General features: G+C 48.1%; 21 protein-coding genes. 8 read left to right on the forward strand and 13 right to left on the reverse strand.

Annotation, left to right across the window (positions count from 1 at the left end; translation table 11 throughout):
- Positions 1-79 precede the first annotated feature (79 nt).
- The 4 genes from PPA03S_RS07685 to PPA03S_RS07700 form a co-directional block, all read right to left on the reverse strand.
- Positions 80-1,081: a cation diffusion facilitator family transporter gene (locus tag PPA03S_RS07685; protein WP_157284006.1), complete on the reverse strand. Its 1,002-nt coding sequence runs from the start codon at positions 1,079-1,081 to the stop codon at positions 80-82.
- A gap of 192 nt (positions 1,082-1,273) precedes the next feature.
- The gene (locus PPA03S_RS07690; protein WP_062321482.1) at positions 1,274-1,870 is read right to left on the reverse strand and encodes an SMI1/KNR4 family protein; all 597 of its coding nucleotides are present in this window, start codon (positions 1,868-1,870) and stop codon (positions 1,274-1,276) included.
- Between the two features lie 323 nt (positions 1,871-2,193).
- The gene (locus tag PPA03S_RS07695) at positions 2,194-2,964 is read right to left on the reverse strand and encodes a DODA-type extradiol aromatic ring-opening family dioxygenase (protein ID WP_062321484.1); all 771 of its coding nucleotides are present in this window, start codon (positions 2,962-2,964) and stop codon (positions 2,194-2,196) included.
- A complete protein-coding gene (locus PPA03S_RS07700) occupies positions 2,961-3,638 on the reverse strand; it encodes an alpha/beta hydrolase (RefSeq protein WP_062321486.1) in 678 nt (225 codons plus the stop codon). The genes PPA03S_RS07695 and PPA03S_RS07700 overlap by 4 nt, the downstream gene beginning before the upstream one ends.
- Before the next feature lie 226 nt (positions 3,639-3,864).
- On the opposite strand from PPA03S_RS07700, the gene PPA03S_RS07705 reads away from it, so the two are divergent.
- Together PPA03S_RS07705 and PPA03S_RS07710 are read left to right on the forward strand one after the other, a co-directional pair.
- Positions 3,865-4,230 (forward strand): glyoxalase superfamily protein, encoded by a 366-nt coding sequence (locus PPA03S_RS07705; RefSeq protein ID WP_174532116.1) that lies wholly within the window; start codon positions 3,865-3,867, stop codon positions 4,228-4,230.
- A gap of 59 nt (positions 4,231-4,289) precedes the next feature.
- A complete protein-coding gene (locus PPA03S_RS07710; RefSeq protein WP_062321487.1) occupies positions 4,290-4,838 on the forward strand; it encodes a helix-turn-helix domain-containing protein in 549 nt (182 codons plus the stop codon).
- A gap of 93 nt (positions 4,839-4,931) precedes the next feature.
- On the opposite strand, the gene PPA03S_RS07715 is transcribed toward PPA03S_RS07710, so the two are convergent.
- The 5 genes from PPA03S_RS07715 to PPA03S_RS07735 form a co-directional block, all read right to left on the reverse strand.
- Positions 4,932-5,651: a 3-ketoacyl-ACP reductase gene (locus PPA03S_RS07715; protein WP_053782754.1), complete on the reverse strand. Its 720-nt coding sequence runs from the start codon at positions 5,649-5,651 to the stop codon at positions 4,932-4,934.
- A 74-nt stretch (positions 5,652-5,725) separates the two neighbouring features.
- Positions 5,726-6,628 carry a DUF4097 family beta strand repeat-containing protein gene (locus PPA03S_RS07720; RefSeq protein ID WP_062321489.1) on the reverse strand — a complete coding sequence of 301 codons (903 nt, stop codon included), beginning with the start codon at positions 6,626-6,628 and terminating at the stop codon, positions 5,726-5,728.
- Positions 6,625-7,218 carry an HAAS signaling domain-containing protein gene (locus PPA03S_RS07725; protein ID WP_062321491.1) on the reverse strand — a complete coding sequence of 198 codons (594 nt, stop codon included), beginning with the start codon at positions 7,216-7,218 and terminating at the stop codon, positions 6,625-6,627. Before PPA03S_RS07725 ends, PPA03S_RS07720 begins: the two co-directional genes overlap by 4 nt.
- On the reverse strand, positions 7,211-7,540 hold the full coding sequence (locus PPA03S_RS07730) for a PadR family transcriptional regulator (RefSeq protein WP_062321493.1): 330 nt from the start codon (positions 7,538-7,540) through the stop codon (positions 7,211-7,213). The genes PPA03S_RS07725 and PPA03S_RS07730 overlap by 8 nt, the downstream gene beginning before the upstream one ends.
- 282 nt (positions 7,541-7,822) lie before the next feature.
- Positions 7,823-9,376, reverse strand: coding sequence for an FAD-dependent oxidoreductase (locus PPA03S_RS07735; protein ID WP_062321495.1), 1,554 nt, complete (start codon positions 9,374-9,376; stop codon positions 7,823-7,825).
- 383 nt (positions 9,377-9,759) lie between these two features.
- On the opposite strand from PPA03S_RS07735, the gene PPA03S_RS07740 reads away from it, so the two are divergent.
- Positions 9,760-12,579, forward strand: a complete 2,820-nt coding sequence (locus PPA03S_RS07740; RefSeq protein WP_062321498.1) for a glycoside hydrolase family 3 C-terminal domain-containing protein — start codon at positions 9,760-9,762, stop codon at positions 12,577-12,579.
- A 224-nt stretch (positions 12,580-12,803) separates the two neighbouring features.
- Here the strand turns inward: PPA03S_RS07740 and nrdG are convergent, their stop codons facing one another.
- Positions 12,804-13,313 (reverse strand): anaerobic ribonucleoside-triphosphate reductase activating protein, encoded by a 510-nt coding sequence (gene nrdG, locus PPA03S_RS07745; protein ID WP_062321499.1) that lies wholly within the window; start codon positions 13,311-13,313, stop codon positions 12,804-12,806.
- Positions 13,310-15,271 (reverse strand): anaerobic ribonucleoside triphosphate reductase, encoded by a 1,962-nt coding sequence (locus tag PPA03S_RS07750; protein ID WP_062321501.1) that lies wholly within the window; start codon positions 15,269-15,271, stop codon positions 13,310-13,312. The genes nrdG and PPA03S_RS07750 overlap by 4 nt, the downstream gene beginning before the upstream one ends.
- A 470-nt stretch (positions 15,272-15,741) precedes the next feature.
- On the opposite strand from PPA03S_RS07750, the gene PPA03S_RS07755 reads away from it, so the two are divergent.
- The gene (locus tag PPA03S_RS07755) at positions 15,742-15,972 is read left to right on the forward strand and encodes a hypothetical protein (RefSeq protein ID WP_062321503.1); all 231 of its coding nucleotides are present in this window, start codon (positions 15,742-15,744) and stop codon (positions 15,970-15,972) included.
- 131 nt (positions 15,973-16,103) lie between these two features.
- On the opposite strand, the gene PPA03S_RS07760 is transcribed toward PPA03S_RS07755, so the two are convergent.
- On the reverse strand, positions 16,104-17,117 hold the full coding sequence (locus tag PPA03S_RS07760) for a LacI family DNA-binding transcriptional regulator (RefSeq protein ID WP_062321505.1): 1,014 nt from the start codon (positions 17,115-17,117) through the stop codon (positions 16,104-16,106).
- A gap of 253 nt (positions 17,118-17,370) precedes the next feature.
- Between PPA03S_RS07760 and PPA03S_RS07765 the strand changes: the two genes are divergently transcribed.
- Positions 17,371-18,309, forward strand: coding sequence for an aldo/keto reductase family protein (locus tag PPA03S_RS07765; RefSeq protein WP_062321507.1), 939 nt, complete (start codon positions 17,371-17,373; stop codon positions 18,307-18,309).
- Between the two features lie 119 nt (positions 18,310-18,428).
- Here PPA03S_RS07765 and PPA03S_RS07770 read toward each other — a convergent pair whose 3' ends face one another.
- Positions 18,429-19,553, reverse strand: a complete 1,125-nt coding sequence (locus tag PPA03S_RS07770) for a GGDEF domain-containing protein (protein ID WP_062321509.1) — start codon at positions 19,551-19,553, stop codon at positions 18,429-18,431.
- Between the two features lie 275 nt (positions 19,554-19,828).
- Here PPA03S_RS07770 and PPA03S_RS07775 point away from each other — a divergent pair, with 275 nt between their 5' ends.
- From PPA03S_RS07775 to PPA03S_RS07785, 3 genes are all read left to right on the forward strand, one after another.
- A complete protein-coding gene (locus PPA03S_RS07775; RefSeq protein WP_062321511.1) occupies positions 19,829-20,224 on the forward strand; it encodes a Fur family transcriptional regulator in 396 nt (131 codons plus the stop codon).
- Positions 20,200-21,006 (forward strand): winged helix-turn-helix transcriptional regulator, encoded by an 807-nt coding sequence (locus PPA03S_RS07780; RefSeq protein WP_062321513.1) that lies wholly within the window; start codon positions 20,200-20,202, stop codon positions 21,004-21,006. The genes PPA03S_RS07775 and PPA03S_RS07780 overlap by 25 nt, the downstream gene beginning before the upstream one ends.
- A gap of 248 nt (positions 21,007-21,254) precedes the next feature.
- Entirely contained in the window at positions 21,255-22,718 is a 1,464-nt protein-coding gene (locus PPA03S_RS07785; RefSeq protein ID WP_062321515.1) for a catalase, read from the forward strand.
- Positions 22,719-22,763: the final 45 nt, after the last annotated feature.

The raw sequence follows: 22,763 nt of genomic DNA on the forward strand, positions 1-22,763 counted from the left end.
GAATCCCATTATGCCATGCAGCTATATACGTTATCTATCCAGGTTCAGACCTTTTCTTTTATAGAAGGAAAGCCATACGTTATTTCACCACATCTGAATGTTTCTTGCCCCAGCTGTTCACACCATCATCTTCGATAATGGAGATGGCTGCATCGGCGATGTCCGGATCTGTCATTAACTTCTCCTGGATACGGAACTTGATATCATCGGCATCAGCAAGGCTTAGTCCTTTGGTCAGCTCAATCAGACCCTCGACGTGGTAATAACGGCCTTCCTGAATAATTCGCATCATTTGAATATCCGCAACATGAGTATCGGCCAGGATGGTCTGGGATACTTTATCCTCGATATCCTGCGGAGCTGCTACACCGATCAGTCCGATCATGTTGTCATAACCGACGCGGAACGCGACAGCAATCATCAGGCATCCAATAATGGTGGTCACAATTCCATCGAGCAATGCAAAATTGGTCATTGCAATGACTACAACAGAGATCAGCGCAAGGAGTGCACCGAGTACGGCTACAACATCCTCGTAAAATACAAGACGTGTTGGCGGTGCAGCGCGCCCTACATTTTTGATTGCAGCGGGAACCAAGGCCAATCCGGCAGCTTTTGGCGCGCGTGCTTCTTTCAGAATTTCCTTCATCGCCTTGATCAGAATAGCACCGTCAATCAGAATGTTTAATACAAGCACCCCGATGTTAATCCAGAGGCCACCCGAGTGACCAGCAGGATGCTGCAACAAGTGAATCCCTTCATGGATCGTTTCATACGCCATAATGGTAACAACAATAACGGCGATCATGCAGAAAATGTTAATGACCCGTCCGAATCCGGTCGGAAAGCGGCGTGTAGGTTTTTTCTCGGACAACACACTTCCAACAAAGACAAACCCTTGGTTAATGGCATCGGCCAACGAATGCATCGCCGAAGCAAACATGGCGCCACTACCACTGAATAGGAAGGCGCCTCCTTTGCACAGTGCAAGTACGGCATTACCTGCCATCGCTACGGCCGAGGATGTGTTTCCCTTTTTGACAAGAGACATCAAGCTCTCAGACTTTGGTTGTTCAGCCACTTTGAATGTTCCTCCCAGATCAATGTGATGTGTAGAAAGGTAGTCCTCAACTACATAGGTTGTGATTTCCACTAAATGTTATTATAACGTCTCCGACATATCCCAGCATTATGCAAAAAAGGTCATATCATCATATCAACGATGTAATTCATAGGAAGTTGGGGGATTCGAACTTGGATACGTCCCCAGGAATCAGTATTCAATGGCCTCCAGAGCGCGCAAATTTCGGTTAGATTGTTCCAAAAGCTCCGTAAATGTTCCAGCCACGTAATATACAAAATCCGGATCATGGATGTACATAATAATCTGCCCATATGTACCTTGCTCCGTCGGATCAAAGTCAAACATCAGATACAGCGATCCACCTCCAAGCATGCCAAACGTAATCCATTTCTTTTGAAACAGATATGGTTTGATTCGGGGATCAAGCTCACGGATCTCTTCTTCGGTATAATAATCATCCAGGCGGTTCTCCATCAGGGTGGAATGCCCCTTTTGAATCTTTTCCAGGGATAACAGGTAAAATGGCTCGGATTCCCGTCCTTCCTCAAGGCTTGGATACAAGACGTGAAAGCCATAACCACTCCCATTTTTACGTTTATAAAAGGCACGGAAATCAGCAGGTAATCGAATACCGTGTTCCTGCTCGAATGCGTCAAGTTGCTCATCCGTCACGCCTTCAAACTCGCGATATGCCTCCAATAGCTCTCGGTTCTCCTCATCTTGTACCTTCTCCTCCAACAACATATCCAGTTCATCCATCAATTCATATATACGCTGTTCTGGCATTCAATTCCCTCCGTATGAGCTATTCAGATAATATGGTGAGTGTATGCGAGCAAACTGTGCCTGATTTCACCTCATATTATAGTTATAATCCAGAAAAGCACACAAGAAACCGGAGTCCTTGCTTACATGCTACAATGGCCTCATTATTCAAAGGTGGTTGTTGCATATCAGCACACCTGGCTCCATCCCAATCGATTACGTACAACCATCATGAAAGTCGCTCCTAACAACAAATAAAGCGTGAGCAACAGGGGCATTCCCTGTAACCCACGCTAGTTATTTATCTACTATATAAATGAAACTAATCTTGTATATAGTCCTCTTTAATCAAACTTCCAACAGGACAAGCTCAAGTTGCCATACTGATAGGCTTTGAAGAGTAGCGATGCCTGCTTGTTCTGATCTCCAGCGCCCATGGCGATCAGCAATGGCACAAAATGCTCGGGAGTAGGTACGGCTGCCTGGGCTGAGGGTGCCAGCTTGTCATAGGCGAAGAGGGACGCTGTATCCCAGCTCACCAGCTTGTCATGCAGCCAGTTGTCAAACGCCATGGCCCAAGGATCAACGCCTGCGCTTTCCCAGTTTAACTGACGCAGGTTGTGTACCGTTCCACCACTGCCAATGACGAGAACATCCTGCTCACGCAATGTGGCGAGTGCCTGCCCAACCTGATACTGCTGTTCATTGGACAGATAACGGTTCACAGACAACGCAACGACCGGAATGTCCGCATTCGGGTAAAGCAGGCGAAGAACTACCCAAGCACCGTGATCCAGACCACGGACAGCGTCGCTTTCTACCGGAATGCCGGCATCTGTGAACAAGCGCTGAATCTCTGCGGTTGTTTCTTCATGTCCTTGTGCCGGATATTTGATCTGATACAGCTCGGGCTGAAAGCCACCGAAATCATAGATGGTCTCGTAATTGGCTACCGAAGAAACCAACTGAGTTGTGGATTCCCAGTGAGCAGAGAACAATACGATTGCTTTGGGTTTCGGCAGTTCCTGTCCAAGGTTTTGCAGGAATTCAGTATATGCATGTTCCTCCAGTGCAAGTGATGGTGCACCGTGAGCGATAAACAGGGATGGCATCATGATGAACTCAGTCCTTTCTGACCTTCGGCAGCCAGCTTGGCATCTGTCCGAAGCCATTGTTGAAATTGTTGATATAAGTCGGGGGTAACTTGGTGACCACCGTGATATGGAACATACGTAACGTTATTGGTCTTTTCACGGAAGGAGTTGGCGTTATCCTCGCCAAGTTGCAGCGGGAAGAGATGATCCTGATCGCCATGCGATATGAATACGGATAGCGCCGAGTCGGGCTGTATGTTGTATTCGTCTTTCACAAATTGCGGAATGTAGCCACTCATGGCTGCAATTCCCTTAATCGCATCTCCCATGATCAGTGAGAGTGTCATTGCCATAATGGCTCCCTGACTGAACCCGACGATATAACGCCTTGCGGGATCAATGGCATATTTAGCAGACAAGTCAACAATGAGCTGTTGCAGTCCTTGAACAGAGGCGTCGAACAGCTCACGGACGGGATTACCAATGCTTTTAATTTGAAAATAGGCGTAGCCGCTCCCTTGAACAATGGGCCCACGTACGGCGACGATAATAAAATCGGACTGAAGAGGCTCCATTAAACGAAGCATATCCTGCTCATCCGAACCCATGCCATGCAGGGCATAGATAACGGGATATTGGTGTTCTGTATTGTAATCGGAAGGAAGCCGAACCTCGTAAGTTAATGAATAATTCAAATGAGATCACCACCTGAAGAGAAATGGGTACGAGCAAATTAAGTTCACTAATATGAAATTAATATTTCTATAGATGAACAAAATTTATCATGATTCCATTGAAGGGTCAATATTTTTTTTGTATTATGAAAATATGTTCCGTATAAGAAATCTATAATGCGCGATAACGCTGTATCCGGCGGATCGCCCAAATAATCCACATATTACTCCCAAGGACGTGATAATTATGCTCAACGGAATCGTACCTATTCTGAGGATATTTGATGAAGACAAGGCGAAAGAGTTCTACCTGGAATATCTGGGTTTTCGATTGGATTGGGAACATCGGTTTGAGCCAGATTTGCCGCTATATATGCAGGTATCTTTGGACTCCATTCAATTGCATCTATCCGGACATCATGGCGATTGTACGCCTGGAGCGGCTTTACGAATAGAAACGGATGCGCTCGATGCATTATGTGAGGCGCTCAATCGGAAAAAGTACAAGCATTCCAGACCTGGCATTACCGACACGCCATGGAATCTAAGAGAAATGACAGTGATGGATCCGTTTGGCAATCGGATTGTTTTTTATGAACCTAACGCGGAATAAGATTGTGTATTGAATATTCAAATCGGATATACAGAAGATCAAAGGGGGAGGATTGCAGCATGGATATTGGTCTAGCCATTCGTACGATCCGCAAACAAAAACAGATCACCATCATGCAAATGTGCGAGGGTACTGGGCTGTCCAAGGGGTTTATCAGCAACGTGGAAAATAATAAAACATCACCGTCCATCGCGACGCTCGAAAGTATCGCGGATTATCTGGAAGTGCCACTGCCATACTTGCTGTTGTCACCCGAGCAGCGGATGAATGTGGTGCGCAAGGAGGAGCGCAAAGAAACAACTGCCGGAAGCGGGCAGATTAAGGTACAGCATCTAACGGCAAAGGGCGCCATGCGGATGTCCATTGTAGAGCTGCCGCCGGGTGCATCCACAGGTGTTAGCAAGCATACCGGAGAAGAGAGTCACCTGGTGCTTCAGGGTAGAATACGCGCAGAGCAGTGTGAGGATGTGGAGATTCTGGAGGCGGGAGATTCGTTCAGCTGGAATGCCATCGTGCCTCATGAAGTGACCAATATTGGTGAGGAGCCCGCGGTAGTACTGATCGCCGTGTCCAAGGAACTGGATCTGGATCGTTTATGGAATGCATAAAAGGGCGGTTCCCAAAATCATGACATGAATGATGGGAACTGCCCTTTTATTATTTCTAACGAACGAGTGAACTCTCCGTACCAACGATCCGGCTTACTGTGGATTCGTTGTCCAGATGCCTGCGGCTTTGACGAATACACGGTCCGACAGTTTGAGTGTTGCCAACGCCAGTTCAGCTACGTCTTCTGCTTGCATCATGCGGTCTTCGTCTCCAATTTTGAGTCCGGCATTGGTCGCGAGCTCCGTGTTCACTGTGCTTGGTGTTAACGCAGTCACCCGGATATTGGATTTGCGCACTTCCTGCATCAGGGATTCGGTCATGCCGAGCAGAGCAAATTTGGAAGCACAGTAAGCTGAGCCTGTAGCGAATCCACGCTCGCCTGCGGTGGAGGCAATGTTGATAATGCTGCCGCTGCTTTCCTTAATCATGCTTGGCAGTACAGCACGAGTGACGTAGTATGTACCCATGACATTCACATGCAGGATACGTTCCCACTCTTCCGGGTCCATGTCCAGCAGTGTGCCAAAGCTTGCAATGCCTGCGTTGTTGATCAGAATGTCGACTGCACCAAGCTCCATCTCAATGGCAGCTACGGCTGCTTCAGCCTGAGTACGATCCGAAATATCAGCAATGGCACTGGTTACTTTTACACCATATTCCTGGCTCAGCGATTGCTGGAGAGCCTCCAGATCGGAGGCCGTCCGAGCGATAAGTCCGAGATGTACACCTTCCTTGGCAAGTGCTTGAGCAATGGCACGTCCAATACCTTTACCGGCGCCAGTGATGACAGCCGTTTTATTTTTAAGTTCCATGTGGGTAATTCCTCCTTAGAGTTAGACTGGCATTTAATTATACTATATTACCCACAGTTCGGATATTTACTTCATCATTGTTGCTTGATCTTAACGCTGCCTGACGTCGTACGAGCTTTGATGACTTCACGGCTTACCATGGGGGATTCAGGTATATTCACATCTCCGGAAGTAGCCTGTGCGTCGTATATTCCGTCAAAATCAGGCGCCGCCTCTATGGAAATATCCCCTGACTGTCCCGATACATCGATCGGACCGGAAGAAGCTTGCTCAATCTTCACACTACCGGAAGTAAACTCAACGTTTGCTGCACCGTTTAATTGCGTGATCTTTGTATCCCCCGACTGGATATGACTGGTCACTTTCCCGTTAAGTCCATCCAGCCTGAAACTTCCCGATGTTTGTTTTACTTCCATATCTCCTGCAATGGCTGTGGCTTTAATATCACCTGAGGTCAATTCCAGTTGAATGGCCGGCACGGTGATATCCTGGAGTTGAACAGCACCGGAGGTACTATTCAACTCCAGCAGATTGGCTTTCAAACCTGTCAGATTCCAATCACTTGAGGAGGATTCCAATTTAACCTCTTTCATCTGATGCCCCTCAGGCAGAGCGACCGTTATTTTGGAGTCTCTGTCATTCCAATAAAGAGTGAAAAATTGCAATTGCGCACGTTCTGACTGGGACAGCTTGAATGTACCGTCGGAGAAGGTTGCCTGTTCAAAGCTTTTAACCGCGGCCGGGTCCCATTTGCCGTCCACTTCGATATAACCATCGGAGTCCGGGCTAACTACAAAGTCAATATCCGCGCTAAAGTTAGTATGCATGACTATGTTTTGTAACTCATCATTTTTGAAATCCCATCGCTTGGAGTACGCCTCCCGCTTGTCTCCGAACTGAACCCCGTATATGGATGTTCCGAGCAGGCCTATGCCGATACATACTATTGCTAAAGCAATCCATTTTTTTGTACTCATGCGGATGCATCTCCTTTCATCGTCCTTTTATTCCATCTGATATATTGGAGAGTGGTTACCTTGAAGGCTTGGAATACCCATTTGGTCGCAAGGGAGAATAGAATACCCACACCCAACGCCCCAATGGAAACGAACAGTTCTGCCTTATCAAAATGATGAAGAAACAGGAAGTCCACTGCAGCAGCCACAGGGGATAATACCAGTAAGGACAGGCTGGCGATCACAAGCCATACCGACCACAGAATTAGACCAAGAGGAATACCGAGGATCAAATTCAGGAAAACCAGGCCGATGCCGGTAAAAAAGTTGCGAGCTGCTCGGTTACTATTCTTTGGTAGACGCATCTCTCCATATGTTGGCGCGTAGAACGGATCAGATCCGGGTGTTTGTGCGTCATACCGATAACCAAGCGCTTCTTTTGCAATCTCAATGGGGTGACCCAGCTCATGAGCAATCTCCTCTTCCAGTCTTCCTTCTCTCAATCCCATCTCAAAATGCTGATCATAATCAGCGAGCAGTTCTGCCCGTTCTTGCGGGTCCATCGGTCTTAGATGAACCTCCATGGCCTGCATGAATTGTTGTCTATTCATTGGGGGTACCTTCCTCTATAAGATTTGCGACATTGCGCACAAAACTATTCCACTCATTCGTGAGGGTCTTCATATAGTCACGACCGGTAACGGACAGTTTGTAATATTTACGCGGCGGGCCTTCACTGGATTCCTGCAGATATGTCGTACAATAGCCGTCATTGACCAATCTTCGCAAAAGGGGATATAGCGCACCTTCCGCCACTTCGATATGCTGGGATACAGCCTGAGCCAATTCGTAGCCGTACCGATCCTGGCGGTTGATTAGCACAAGGACGCATAGCTCCAGCACTCCTTTTTTGAATTGAATATTAACATTCACTCGGGTTCCTCCTTGTTGCTCTATCCAATCACTAGTGTGTATTGTTCAGTAGTTATGAATTCATCATAGCATCTCAGTACTGTTTAATGCAAGGTAGTGATTTTAAAATAGTTCCATATCATGGTGTACCGCTAAGTTGAACTAACTTCTAACTTCGTTTTCTCGCTAATTACCTATAGATCAGCATACGCAAAACCCGGATCGGTTACTTCCGTCTGAGGACGGATTCCGATCCGGGTCTGTGGGATGAAGGTCTGCCACGATGGGCGTACCAGCTTTAATTTATTCCTGTACTTCCTGTGCTTCCAGTACCTTAAGATCTTTAACAGCAGGTCCTTCAATGACTTTGCCTGCGTAGTCGAAGCGTGAGCCATGGCATGGACAATCCCAGGAGCGCTCCCCTTCATTCCACTCCACTTCACAGCCCAAGTGGGTACAGGTGGTGTCCACCAGAAAGAGTTTGCCGCTCGGGTCCTTGTAGGCGCCAGCACGTTTGCCGTCATGGCGAACAACTGACCCTTCATCGTTGCCGAGTTCTCCAGCGTTCTTGTGAATAATGCCGATTTTGCCGGAAATCAGTTCCTTGGCTACATTGGCATTCTCAACAATGAAGTTTTTCACTCCAGGATCTGCCTTGAACCTTGCAGGATCAAATACGGCCGCGTACGAGTTATCCCGTCCGGTAATTCGATCCGTAAGAATATGTCCGGCCATCGTTCCTGTAGTCATGCCCCATTTGGCAAAGCCCGTAGCTACATAAACACGTTCATGTCGTCCGGTAATCGGTCCAATATAAGGGACCTTGTCGAGTGAAATCAGGTCCTGGGCTGACCAGCGAAACGGAATGTTTCGAATGCCAAAGGTCTCGGCCGCATAGCGCTCCAGATGTTCATAGTGACCAAACGTGCAGATGCCTTGTCCTGTTTTGTGATTTTCGCCGCCGAAAAGGATGTGTTCCTTCCCTTCATGGATAACGGTGCGAAGTGAACGATAAGGTTCATCATCCGAGAGGTACATCCCACCAGTAAACGGCTTCTGAGGTTCAACAACAACAGCATAGGAGCGCTCAGCGTGCAGCCGTGAAAAATAGAATCCAGGGTCATAAACCGGGAAATGGGAGGCAACAACGACATGATCTGCTGTAACGGAAGGACCATTGCCATATGTCCGCACATGCAGTGAAGCATCTTCTTCCACATCGGTCACTGTTGTATGTTCATAGATGCGTACACCTTGCTGGACCGCGGAATCGAGCAGGTAGTGCAGATAAGCCAACGGATCAAAACGAGCCTGACCTGGCATCCTGATGCCTGCTCTGGACGGGACCGGGATAGGCAGTGGGTCGACCCATTGACCTGGAATATTGAGCTTGCCATAGGCGGTCAGTTCAACCTCCAGCTTCTTGAGATTCTCCTCGGATTGAATGTAGACGTAGGCATCTTCTTCCGCCCACTGGCAATCGATCTGTTTCTCTTTTACCAGATCACGAATCCACTTGGCGGCGGTTGCATTACCCTCATAATACATGCGGGCCTGTTCTTGTCCAAAGTGGTGCATTAATTCATCGAATATCACACCATGCTGTGCGGATACTTTGGCGGTTGTATGCCCGGTGGTGCCGTCCAGTACTTTTCCGGCTTCAAGAATTACCACACGCATGCCGGCTTGGGCAAGCAAATAAGCGGTTGTAATACCTGCAATTCCTGCACCAATAATGGCTACATCGGCCGAGATGTCTTCCTCCAGTTTAGGATAGGCACTAAATTCATGAGTGGCCCGCCACAGGGATACCGGAACGGGGGGCAGGCCTGACGTGGACTGATGATTATCGCTCATTCGTTCTCCTCCTCAAATCATCTTTTCTTCTATTCATTTGTTTGGTATTCAGCGCATCTGATTGTACTCTTATCCATGATTACCACACTGTGCCAGAAAAAAACGATTTCCTGCAGACTTTCCTGAGGAAAGTTCACATTTTTCTATAAAGCACCCCTGTTTTTTTGGTCATACATGCGATATGATAGTTTTACCGAAATCGTTTTAGTAAATAAAAAGAAGTGTTAACATCAGACGCCAAATGCGCTAAAGTCCTTGTTCTAGAAGGATAAAACTTCAAATCATGATGTCGGATACATCCAGATCAATTCATTATCTCTTATCAACTATGTATTCGCTATCATTCCAATAAATCAAGATAGTCCAAAGGAGATTCCCATATCATGACCAACCAAACGAAATATCCTTTCCAGGATACAACGCTCGAACTGGATACACGTGTAAAGGACCTTGTGTCCCGTCTTTCGGAAGATGAGAAAATCGAATCGATGCTGCAATACCAACCAGCAGTTGAACGACTGGGTATTGCAGCATACAAACATGGCACAGAGGCAGCTCACGGTCTGGCCTGGCTTGGCGAAGCCACTTCTTTCCCACAGCCGGTAGGGCTGGCGTGCACATGGGATGCAGACCTGATGCAGGAGATCGGCTCCGTAATCGGAGACGAGGCACGTGTGTTTTACAAACGCAATCCAGCAGTAAATGGTCTGACACTGTGGGCACCTACGGTGGATATGGAGCGTGATCCGCGTTGGGGTCGGAACGAAGAGGCTTATGGTGAAGACCCGGAACTGACTGCTGAGCTGACGACAGCGCTGGTTAAGGGGATTCAGGGCGACCATCCGAAGTATTACAAGGCCGTTGCCACGTTGAAACACTTCCTTGCAAACAATAATGAAGTGGATCGCGGCAGTGGTTCATCCAGCATTGATCCGCGCAACATGCGTGAATATTATCTGAAAGCGTTCGAGAAACCGTTCAAGGAGGGAGGCGCGCAGTCCATGATGACTGCGTACAACTCCATTAATGGTACACCCGCTTTACTGCATCCGTTTGTAAACGAGATTGTGAAGGGCGAATGGGGCATGGATGGCTTCATTGTGAGTGACGCAGGGGATGTCATGGGGATTAAGAACGATCATAAATACTACGATTCTCATACCCCAGGTACAGTTGAGTCTGTCAAAGCCGGTATTGATAGCATCACCGATGATGCGGATCTGTCGAAGCAGGCGTTGCGTGAAGGGTTGGAGCAAGGCACTCTCACGATGGAAGACATCGATCTGGCGTTGTTCAATACGTTCCGTGTACGTTTCCGTCTGGGTGAATTCGATCCGGCTGAGGGTAATCCATATGCTTCGATCGGTGAAGAAGCGATGATGACGGAGAAGGCGAAGGCATTGTCATTGAGAGCGGCGAGAGAACAAGTGGTATTGCTCAAAAATGATAAAAGCACGCTTCCACTGGATCAAAAGAAATCCGGCAAAGTGGCTGTTATTGGTCAGCTGGGCGGAACAGTATACCGTGACTGGTATGCAGGCACCATGCCATATAGCGTATCCCCGCTTGAAGCAATCAGAGGCAAAGTAGGCGGCGACAAGGTTGCATTCAAAGATGGCAACGACCGTATTACACTGACTTCCGTCGCAAGCGGAAAGGCTGTCGGTTTGGGTGAAGGTGAGAAATCACCCGTTATTGCTTCAGGCGATGGCGAGACTTTTACGGTGACGGATTGGGGCTTCGGGAGTTACACGCTGAAGGCAGACAGCAACGGTAAATATCTGACCACGGATGAAGAGACGGTTACGGCATCCGCGGATGAAGTATACGGCTGGTTTGTAAAGGAAGTATTTCATCTGTTGCCTCAACAGGACGGAAGTGTGGGGCTGACCACTTGGAACGGTAAAACAGTAACAGTAGCCAGTAGCGGAAACGATGCATTCGCAGTGTCCGAAGAATTGAAATCATTCGGTGCTGCGGAGACGTTCAAAAAGGATATTGTGGTGAATGGATTGGAGGAAGCTGTAGCGGCAGCGAAGGAAGCGGAGACGGCGATTGTATTTGTCGGCAACAATCCGCTTGTGAATGGTAAAGAAGAGGTCGACCGTCCAGGTCTGGATCTGGCTGAATCGCAACAGTGTCTGGTTGAAGCAGTCTATGCAGCCAATCCGAATACCGTTGTAGTTATCGTGGGAAGTTATCCGTTCACGTCCAACTGGGTGCAGGAGAACATTCCGGCTGTATTATATACATCCCATGCTGGACAAGAGTTGGGGAATGCTGTGGCTGATGTATTGTATGGCGATTATGCGCCAGCAGGCCGCCTGAATATGACGTGGGTGCAATCGGCGGATCAGCTGACCGATATCAGAGACTACGATATCATTCAATCGGGACGTACGTATCAGTACTTTGAAGGTGATGTACTATATCCATTCGGACATGGCTTAACGTATGCATCGTTCAAATACAGTAATTTAGAGCTCAGTCCGGCCCAAGCTGGAGTCGAAGAGACCATTACTGTGCATGTGGACGTGACGAATACAGGAACGATTGCCAGTGATGAGGTTGTGCAGTTGTATGTGCGTGCCGGACAGTCCCGTGTAAAACGTCCACTCAAAACGTTAAAAGGATTCCGTCGTCTTCATATTGAAGCTGGAGCTACAGTGAAAGTCAGCTTCACACTGCCAGTTCAGGAACTGGCGATCTGGGATGTAACCCGTGATCGTTATGTGGTCGAAAGCGGCACATACTCTATTATGGTAGGCAAATCCTCCGCAGATGTTCAGCTTGTTGCTGACCTGACGGTACAAGGGGAGACGATTCCAGCCCGTAATTTGAGTGTGATCACTCGTGCAGAGAACTACGATGCCTACTTGGGTGTGGACCTGGATGAAAGCAAGGAAGGCGGCACTTCGGTCCGTGTAATTGGTGAACAAGGCTGGATTGCCTTCAAGGATGCAGATCTGGGCGGTGGTATCACAGCGCTTGAAGCTCGTGTATCCGCAGAGCAGGACGGTGCAGTATTGGAAGTTCGACTGGGTGCACCTGATGGTGCACTGGCAGGACGCGTGGAATGGACGAAGGGCGGAGCCCAACAGTGGTCTACGGTTAAGGCAGGCCTCCAAGGCGTGTCAGGTCAACAGGATGTATATCTGGTATTATCCGCAGGAGTCCGTGTCAGCCATTTTGAGGTTCATTAAGGCGGAAGCAGCAGATCTCTCGGGTCAAAGCGCTGAGGAATCAACAGGAGCTTAAAAGAAAAATCGCAGCTAATAATATGCAATGTACCTGAATCATTAAACAATAATTAACGCTTAAAAGGGAAGTACCTGTCAGATTCATGACGGGACTTCCCTTTTAAGCATGGCCACGCATGTAGCGCGAGCCATCAATCATTGCGGTTTCTATTCCAATCCAAGAATCGTTACCCTGCTTCGAAAGGCATGGTAATGATTGTCCGGCCAGCCATCGTTGCACCCACATCGATGATGCGTTGATTGCGACTGCCGCGAAAGGGCAAAGACACATCACGCTCAGCTGCGACATAAGGTCCATCAATAATTACGTCGCATAGCCGGGATAGCTCTGCCCGGGCCGGGTCTGTAATCAGTTCTTCATATACAAATCCCGTATAGGCCCATACGGTCATATCAGGCCGTGCAGCCCGAAGCTGCCGCACCCAGGAGGTACACTCCGCAGCAGAGAAAAAAGGATCACCTCCGCATAACGTAACCCCTTCCAGCAAGGGATGAGTAACCACTTCATGCAATATCTGCTGCTGTCGCTCCTCCGTGAAGGGCTCTCCAGCCCGGAAGCTCCACGAACCGGGGCTGAAGCAGCCCGGACAGGCGTGGCGGCATCCACTGATGAACAACACGGCACGCAGGCCCGTACCTTCATTCACCGATTCCGGGATATAACCATACAGATTCATCGATGTTTTACCCGGTCACGCACTTCGGCCTGTTTCGCTGCATTGAAACGCACTTTATAATCACCGGTCAGATATCCTGTCACCCGGCGCAGTCGCTGGAAATGAACGTGGTTTTCATGCGCTTCGCATCCAGGACATACCTCTCCGATTACCCCCTCATAACCACAGGATGGACAGCGGTCAATCGGATGATTGATGGAGAAATATCCGATGTCCTGGGCCAGCGCGTATTGCACGATTCGTTGAAAAGCTGCGGTGTTAGCTCTCACATTCCCATCGAGTTCGACATACGAGATCGCTCCGGCATTACATAAGGTGTGAAAAGGAGCTTCCAATTCAATCTTGCGATAGGCGGGAAGGGTATGATAGACCGGAATATGAAAAGAATTGGTGTAGTACTCCCGGTCGTTGACCCCGGCGATGCTGCCGTAACGCTCACGATCTATCTTGGTGAACTTGCCGGATAGACCCTCGGCAGGCGTTGCGAATAAGGTGATATTCAGATTATGCTGCTCGCTCATCCGGTCACAGAACTCTCTCATCGTACGGATCACATTCAGCGCTTCACGATGAACATGCAGGTCTTGTCCATGGTGACGGCCATATAAAGCAGTCATACACTCGGCAAGCCCGATAAAACCAATGGATAACGTGCCATGCTTCAACAGATCGGCAACCGGTTCATTCGGATCCAATTGCTCTCCGCCTTCCCACACACCTTCCCGCATCATGAAATCCGATGCTTTGGCAGGCTGGTGCATCTGGATACGATAACGGTGCAGCAATCCGGCAGCTGCATTGTGCATGACGGATTCCAATGCAGTATAGAAGCCTGCCCGATCAGCGACGGCTCTTGCTCCCTGACAGATGCCATATCGAATGCCGAGCTTGACCAGATTGATGGTGTTAAAGGACAGGTTGCCCTTTCCGCTCTGGCGATTGCGTCCGAAGCGATCAGCCAGTGTGCGTGTACGACATCCCATCGTGGCAATGATTGTATCCGGATCATCCGGTTGGTAATAGGGCAGGTTGAAGGATGCATCCACATTGACAAAATTCGGATACATGCGACGTGAAGAACAGGTCACAGCGAGCCGGAACAAGTCGTAATTGGGTTCACCTTCACCTTGATTGATTCCTTGCTTGCATTGAAAAATATGTTGTGGAAAGACAGGAGTTTCTCCGTTGCCAAGTCCCCGAATCGTTGCTCCGAGCAGCGACCGGGACACCAGCCGGCCTTCTGCTGAAGTGCACAGACCATAATTCAGCGACGTGAAGGGGATCTGTCCGCCTGCACGGCTGCTCATGGTGTTCAGATTATGGATCAGGGATTCTGCAGCCTGTTCCGTCTCCAGTTCCGTTTCTTCCTTGGCAAAAGCAAAGGCCTGTGGACTCCTTTCCTTCGCTTCAAAGCTATCCAGATGAAGCTGCTCATCCTCAATGAAGGCATTCTCCCCAAACAGTCGCTGTCCCTTGCGGTAATGCTTGCGGAACGAGCGTTTCACATAAGGGGCCAGATCCCAGTCGATTTTATTGGCGGATACGCCGCCGTACTGACTGTTCTGCTGGGACTGAAAAATAATGGCGACCAGTGCCATGGCAGACATGATCGTCTGTGGTGTACGAACTGAACCGTTGCCCGTATTGAAACCGGAAGCCAGCAGACGGTCAAACGGGATAAAGATACAATTGGTCGTTCCCAGGGCATACTGGTCCAGATCATGTACATACAGATCGCCGTTCTCCACAGCTAGAGCCAGTTCCGCTGGCAGCACATGGCGCAGGGCATGCCACTTGGCTGTCTCCGAGCCCAGCCTGCTCATCTTGCCACTAAACGAGTCTCCGTTCAGATTGGCATTCTCTCTCAGGGTATCGGCATCTTCAGCGCCGATAATTCGTCTTCCCAGATCGGATAGCAGATCGGATGCCGGGGGAGAGATGGTCTCAAGAACGTTCATATCAGGTTCCTCCTAATAATGGGTATGTATATTAAAATACTCGTTGAATACTACATATAGATTCGTATTATCCATTTATAAACTATATATGGTTTTTTGGGTGTGATAATCATCACATGTAATAGGCGCATGACACGTAAGGCTGGTGGTTTTGAAGGATAAAGGTTTTCAAAGGGGAAGGGTAAGCGTATAATCTCTATTTATCATGCGATTGCCGTAGACGAGGCGTGGAAATGGAACAAAAACGTGCAGGGAAGCGATTGTTCCAGCTTTCCCTATTTAACCATGCTCATTTCCTGTTAGAGGAATAAACGTGATATCCATTCATAGATTCTTTTTGATTTCTGCGGTGTTAATCCTATTTGAATAGGTTGTGACATCTGATTCAGATCGTTAGGACCCTCGTTACTCGAATGGATCATTCTGTGCAAGACGAATTAGAAGTGCAGCGAAGACAAGAGGGGTGAACCATGGGAACGGTAGGCATTACAGGGGGCTTCTATGAAAATATACAGGAAGCCGCGTCACATATCGTCGACGTATTAAGCGGCATCATGAAAGTGAATACCATTTTCGTTGCCACGAATGATGGGGTGACCAATGTCATTATTGAGGCTTTTAACCGCAAGGAAGAGTGGATTGCCAAGGGTAGCGAACTTCCTTTTGAAGCTTCATATTGCAGCTTGGTTCGATCCGCATGAAGCGGGAGCCTTCGATGCGGTCCTGACCAAACCGGTGAAGCAGGCTGATTTATTGAATGCGTTAAGCGTTATTTTGCACTAAGAGAATGAGAAGATATAAATTTCTCGGCGCACCCTGTTAACGGGTGCGTTTATTTTGGCCTTTGGAAGGAAGAAGAAGCTCGAATAAGCAGTTCCGAGTCGACTTTGAATACACGTTTGTCCTGAAATTCATTGGTATTCATCATATCAATGATTTTCTCCATCAGAATGGCTCCCATTGTATACTTGGGCTGGTTAACCGAACTCAGCGTGGGGTGAATATATTTGCTGATTCGGTTGTTGTCTACGCCCACAATAGCCAGCTGCTCGGGAATGCGGATACCATATTCCGTACATGCCTTGTATACACCAAGAGCCATTTCATCATTAGCCGCATATACAGCAGTGAAAGAAAGACCCTTGTCAAACAGTCTTTTGATAGCTTCGTATCCGCCTTCTTCATTAAAATTTCCATTCTCAATCAGTTCAGGGCGGAACGGAATTCCATGATTGCGCAAGGCTTTCAGATAGCCTTCCAACCGCTCATAGCTGTCGATCGCTTCGGGGTAACCATTTAAGAAAACGATATCGTCATGTCCGGTCTCTACCAGATGCTGAACAACTTCCTGGGAGAACTTCACGTTGTCCGTGTAGATGCACGGGATCTGGTCATGTTCAACATACTTTCCAACGATACCAATGCGATATCCCTTATCGGCAAGCTGAAATAACTCTTCATCGGCAAGCAAAGGCGTGATAATAATAACACCGTCAATGGTCCGATCCAGCAGCAAATTGAGATATTCGACTTCTCGCTCTTTCAGGTTATGGGCATCACATATAATGACCTTGTAATGGCGGGCATAGGCAATGTTCTCAATGCCTTTGATAATTTCGGCATAATAAGCATTATTGATATCCGGAACAATGACGCCAATGGTCATCGTTCGCTGTGAACGAAGGTTTTTAGCTGCTGCGTTGGGATGATAACCTAATTGTTCAATGGCACGCATCACCTTGTCTTTGGTTTTGGTGCTAACCTTGCTATGCTGATTAATGACCCGCGATACCGTTGCCGGGGACACACCTGCAATCGCGGCCACATCGATAATTTTGACATCCATATTCTCCACAGCTCCAAATAAGTGATTGACAATGAATTCAAATTCATTATAATTCCAATTGAAAACGATTTCAAGGCATGCCCGATTCTAACAGAATCTGGATATAGTAAGGAATGAGTGGTTTTATTGAACCGAAATGTGATCCATATCTATTTTCCAATGATGATCCTAAAGCCCTTTTAATCCGAGCCGAATACGATACAATAGAAAGGGAACTTCATCATTAATCAGTTTAGAGGAGGATGTGCATTCAATGGAATACCGTAGATTGGGTGGAAGCGGACTGAAAGTAAGCGAGATCAGCTTGGGTAGCTGGCTGACATACGGAGGGTATGTGGAACGTGAAAATGCGGTGAAATCAATTGAAGCTGCATTCGATGAAGGCATCAACTTTTTTGATACAGCCAATGTGTATGAGCGGGGTGCAGCAGAAGAACTGCTAGGGCAGACTTTGAAAGCGTATTCCCGTGATTCATATGTGCTTGCAACCAAGGTATTTGGCAAAATGGGCGACGGACCGAATGACCAGGGGCTGTCCCGTAAACATATCAAGGAACAGTGCGAAGCCAGTTTGCAGCGGTTAGGCGTTGACTATGTAGACATATATTATTGCCACCGCTATCACACCGAAACTCCGATTGAAGAGACGCTGCGGGCACTGGATGATCTGGTGCGTCAGGGCAAGGTGTTATACGTGGGTGTTAGCCAATGGACAGCGGCACAGATGGAAGCTGCACTGGGTACCGCAGATCGTCTGTTACTGGATCATATCGTAGTGAACCAGCCTGTGTACAATATGTTTGACCGTTATATCGAAAATGAAATCATTCCGCTGGGTGAGCGCAAAGGTATTGGACAAGTCGTTTATTCCCCGCTGGCACAAGGGCTGCTGACAGGTAAATACACCTCGGTGTCCGATATCCCCGAGAACAGCCGGGCAGCGAAGCTGGGCTGGGATGAGGGCAAAATTAATGCTGACCGGATCGGCAAGGTTCGCCAGTTGATTGAAGTTGCGGACAAGCTGGATCTGAAGGTCGGACAATTGGCTCTTGCATGGATACTGCGCCAGAACAATGTATCCAGTGCACTGGTAGGGGCAAGCCGACCGGAACAGGTGAAAGAGAATGCAGCCGCTTCCGGTGTGAAGCTGGATGCTTCAATCGTCGAAGAAATCGAACAAATATTGGCCTGATATTGGCTTGACGCCAGGTCCAACCCCATGGGTTGTTCTGGTGAGTCAACATGAAGAGAAAGGGATGTTCCGGTTAGCCTGTAGTGGCTTGCTGGAACATCCCTTTTGGCATATTCGGCTTAAAAAGGACTTTGGGAAGAGAGTGGCATGGAGTGCATCGGAATGGCACACACCCGGTTACGGCCGGTATTCTTGGCTTCATATAATGCGCGGTCTGCCTGTTCAAAGAAGTCATTGTCATCCCGATCATCGCAATGATCAGGGAATACAGCTACGCCGATGGATATGGTCAGCCGAATTGTATGGCCATCGGGCAGGGCGAAATGGTATTTCTCCACAGCCTGTCTGATGGATTCCGCAATAGCCATGGCTTGGTGATGACCACAATCAAGCAGCAGTATGGCGAATTCCTCGCCTCCGTTTCGAGAGACGATGTCAGCCGAGCGGGCATGTTCAATGAGCAATTGTCCAAGCTGTTTGAGGACTGCATCACCTGACGTATGACCAAAGGTGTCATTTACTTTTTTGAACCGATCAATGTCGATGACCAGCAGTGAAAGCTTTTGCTTGTATTCCCGCGCCCGTTCCAGCTCCAATTCGAGTGACTTCTCAAATTGTCTGCGGTTACTCAGGTTGGTGAGGTGATCGGTAGAAGCTCTTCGTTCGAGCAGGAACAGCATCTCATTGGATTTATTGATGAACTCGGCGATGAAATAAATAAAGATTCCACCGACAAAGGAAATGGTCATCTGAACCGGATATATTTTCATTAAAGAATTCATGCTGGAGGTATTTAGCATCAGGATGACAAAAATCAGGGCCATACCCAGCAAATTCATGGTAATAATCTTGGTTAGTCTTGACCAGGGAGCATAGGCAAAATATACACCCGACAGTCCAATGATGGTCATGACGAATGCTGCATCAATGGCAGCGGAAGATAATCCAAACATCACAACACGCAGAATAGAGATGACGAGTCCCGTGATGACCGAAGCCAGTCCTCCCAAATATACAGCGGCTGTTACGATGGCCAGATGTCTCAAATCCACGATGGTGCTTTCGTTCAGGGGGAAGGAATAATTCATTAGTACAGTCCCATAGATCCCGAACAGTACACCACCAATCATCTGAACACGCAGCGAGGGCAAGGGCAAACGGATACGATAGAATTTGGCCATGATTCCGGACACATACATGAACGTGATCATAACACAGAGATTGACGAAAAACGTGCTTAACAACCAGCATCCCCCCTTTAGCGCACATTCCTATATTTTAGCTGAAATGAAGTGGAGTAGCGAACCATATTATCCCAAATATAAGAGGCGATTGCTGGGAAAAGTCTTGGTAAAGCCTATCATGAACAAAATAGAACGGATATTGACTTCAATATACAATGAGATTTATACTTAATCTAAATCAAAATTGATTTTGATATTTCAGGGAATCACAGCCATCCGTGGATTGCTGTGTCATCTTATATACTTTTGAATGGGTAAATAAAGGAGAATTGCTGGTGAGAACTCTTAATCTGACAATACAGCGCCAAGCTGTTTACGATGTAGTCCGTCATTCCGATGACCATCCTACCGCTGCGGAAGTCATGAACCGTCTTGTGGAGCAAGGATATAATTTGGCTTATGGTACGGTATATAATTCGCTCCGATACTTAACGGACAAGGAACTGATCCGGGAACTTAAGCTGGGCGAGACAGCCAGTCGCTATGATGCCCGCATGGATGAGCATCAGCATATTATGTGCGAGGTATGCGGCAAAGTTGACGAAGTTATGACAGAAGTTCCTCCGCAGTGGATGAAACAAGTCGCGGAGGAAACCGGATATGCGATTGATCACGCTCATGTGGTCTTTGGAGGTGTCTGCGAGGAATGCAGAAACAAACGGATCAAGTAAAAATAAATCTGTCCGGTCGTCGTTTGCCACTTCGGGTCAAGCCCGCCCTGTCCGAATCAACGCCACTTGTGGATAATTGTCCGGTCACAAGGCGTGTCATTCTGATCAGTCCGATGCCCGGACAAGTACATGAGCTCGTTAAGGCACTTACGGATAGCTGCTTCGATGTGCTGGTGTTTCACCGCTGGGAGCCCGATTTACATGAACGGCTTGTATTTGATCTGTTGATTTATGACCTGTCTGTTGCTGGAACTATTGATGCATTTGCCGGAATCAGCAGCCGTCTGAACCGGGAAGCAGAATATGCCACCCCTTGTCTGTATTTGGTCGGGGAGAAGATGATTGGCAGTGCCAGCGGTCCGATGCTGCAGGAGGAATTATTGGTTTGGCCAGCCCGTCCGCAGGAAGCACTGTACCGGGTTCAGCGTATGATCGGCAATAGTCCGGCTGCTCCCAAACGCGGCTTTTTGCCTCAGGAAGGACAACGTATTAGTTTCAAGGATCTGTGGCTGGACCGTGAGCGAATGAGTGTACATCGGGATCATGACCGCATTCATCTGACCAAGACTGAGTATGATCTGCTGCTGAAGCTAATCGATGCCAAAGGTGCGGTGATTTCCCGTGAGGAGATGCTCAGCGATATCTGGGAGACGGATTTCACAGGTGGAAGCAACGTGGTGGATGTTCATATCAAAAGCTTGCGCAAAAAACTTGGCGATAACGCGGCTTCGCCGCAATATATAGTAACTGTAAGAGGAGTGGGCTACCGCCTGGCGGATTAGTCCGCTTTTTTTTGTGCCCAGGCGCGGTACAGGTTCTAAGCATTTCGAACAAGTTCATGGTTCATTCATGAAACGTTTCAGAAAACTCATCTTAATCTCATGTGAACCTCATGCAAGATGGGAATGGGACATGTTAGAATCAATTTAACAGTTAGATCAAGTCTAAATGTATATTTAAACTGACGCCGAATATGATTTGAATAGAGTATATACAGCAGGCATGAGACCAACATGAGGAGGATAACGATATGACAGAACGCATGACAACCAATCAGGGCGCACCCGTAGGTGACAACCAGAACTCTCGTACCGCAGGAAGAAGAGGTCCCACTTTACTTGAGGATTATCATCTGCTGGAGAAGATCGCCCACTTTGACCGTGAGCGTATTCCGGAACGGGTCGTTCATGCGAGAGGTGCCGGTGCACATGGGGTGTTTACACTGGAGAAGAGCATGAAGGCTTATACGACAGCCGATTTCTTGCAAGACCCGGGCACAGAGACGGATGTATTGGTTCGGTTCTCCACGGTCATTCACGGTACGGGTTCACCGGAGACTGCGCGAGATCCACGTGGTTTTGCGGTGAAGTTCTATACCCGAGAAGGAAATTACGATATTGTGGGGAACCACTTGCCTGTCTTTTTCATCCGTGATGCCATGAAGTTCCCGGATATGGTTCATTCCCTGAAGCCTGCCCCGGATACGAATATCCAGGACCCTGCGCGCTACTGGGACTTTATGACATTATCGCCGGAATCAACACATATGATGACCTGGCTGTTCTCCGATCTGGGCACGCCGGCAAGTTACCGTGAGATGGATGGATTCGGCGTACACGCTTTCAAATGGATTAATGCTCAAGGGCAAGTCCATTATGTCAAATATAAGTGGGAATCGGCTCAAGGTGTACGAGGGTTCTCGCGCCAAGAGGCGGCTGAGGTACAAGGACAGGACTTCAACCACGCAACCCGGGATTTACATGAGCATATCAAAAATGGACAATACCCGCAGTGGAAGCTGCAGGTGCAATTGCTGAAACCGGAGCAAATGGATGATTTTGCATTTGACCCACTCGATCCGACCAAGACGTGGCCGGAAGATGTACTGCCGTTTCAGACCATCGGAACCATGACGTTGAATCGTAATCCACAAAATTTCTTTGCAGAAGTAGAGCAAGCAGCTTTTTCACCAAGTGCTTTGGTGCCCGGCATCGAGCCTTCCGAAGATAAATTGCTGCAAGGCCGTCTGTTCTCTTATCCGGATACACAGCGTCATCGCCTCGGGCCGAACTATTTGCAGATTCCAGTGAACTGCCCTTATGCTCCGGTTCGCAATCATCAGCGCGATGGTCTCATGAATGTGAATCAGGACACGTCCCCGATAAACTATGAACCGAACAGTTCGGGCAGCAGTCCACAGGAAGCACCGGAATACCGTGACAGTCAAGCACCGATCCAGGGGCATGTTACGCGCGAGAAAATTGAAAAGACCGATAACTATACGCAGGCAGGGGAATTATTTCGATCATTCACAGCGGTGGAGCAGCAGCACTTGCTCGATAACCTGATCAATGACCTGAAGGCTACACCGGAACAGACCCAGCTGCGTGCTCTATGTCATTTCTTCCAGGCAGATGGACAGCTAGGTGGGCGTCTGGCTCATGGACTTGGCGTGGATATATCCGCCTTTATGCCATCACAGGATCGTAAATAAAGCATTTATTTCATTTTTTTCAGAAAAGAATGATCATTATATAAT

The sequence above is a fragment of the Paenibacillus pabuli NBRC 13638 genome (assembly GCF_001514495.1).
GTDB classification, from domain to species: domain Bacteria; phylum Bacillota; class Bacilli; order Paenibacillales; family Paenibacillaceae; genus Paenibacillus; species Paenibacillus pabuli.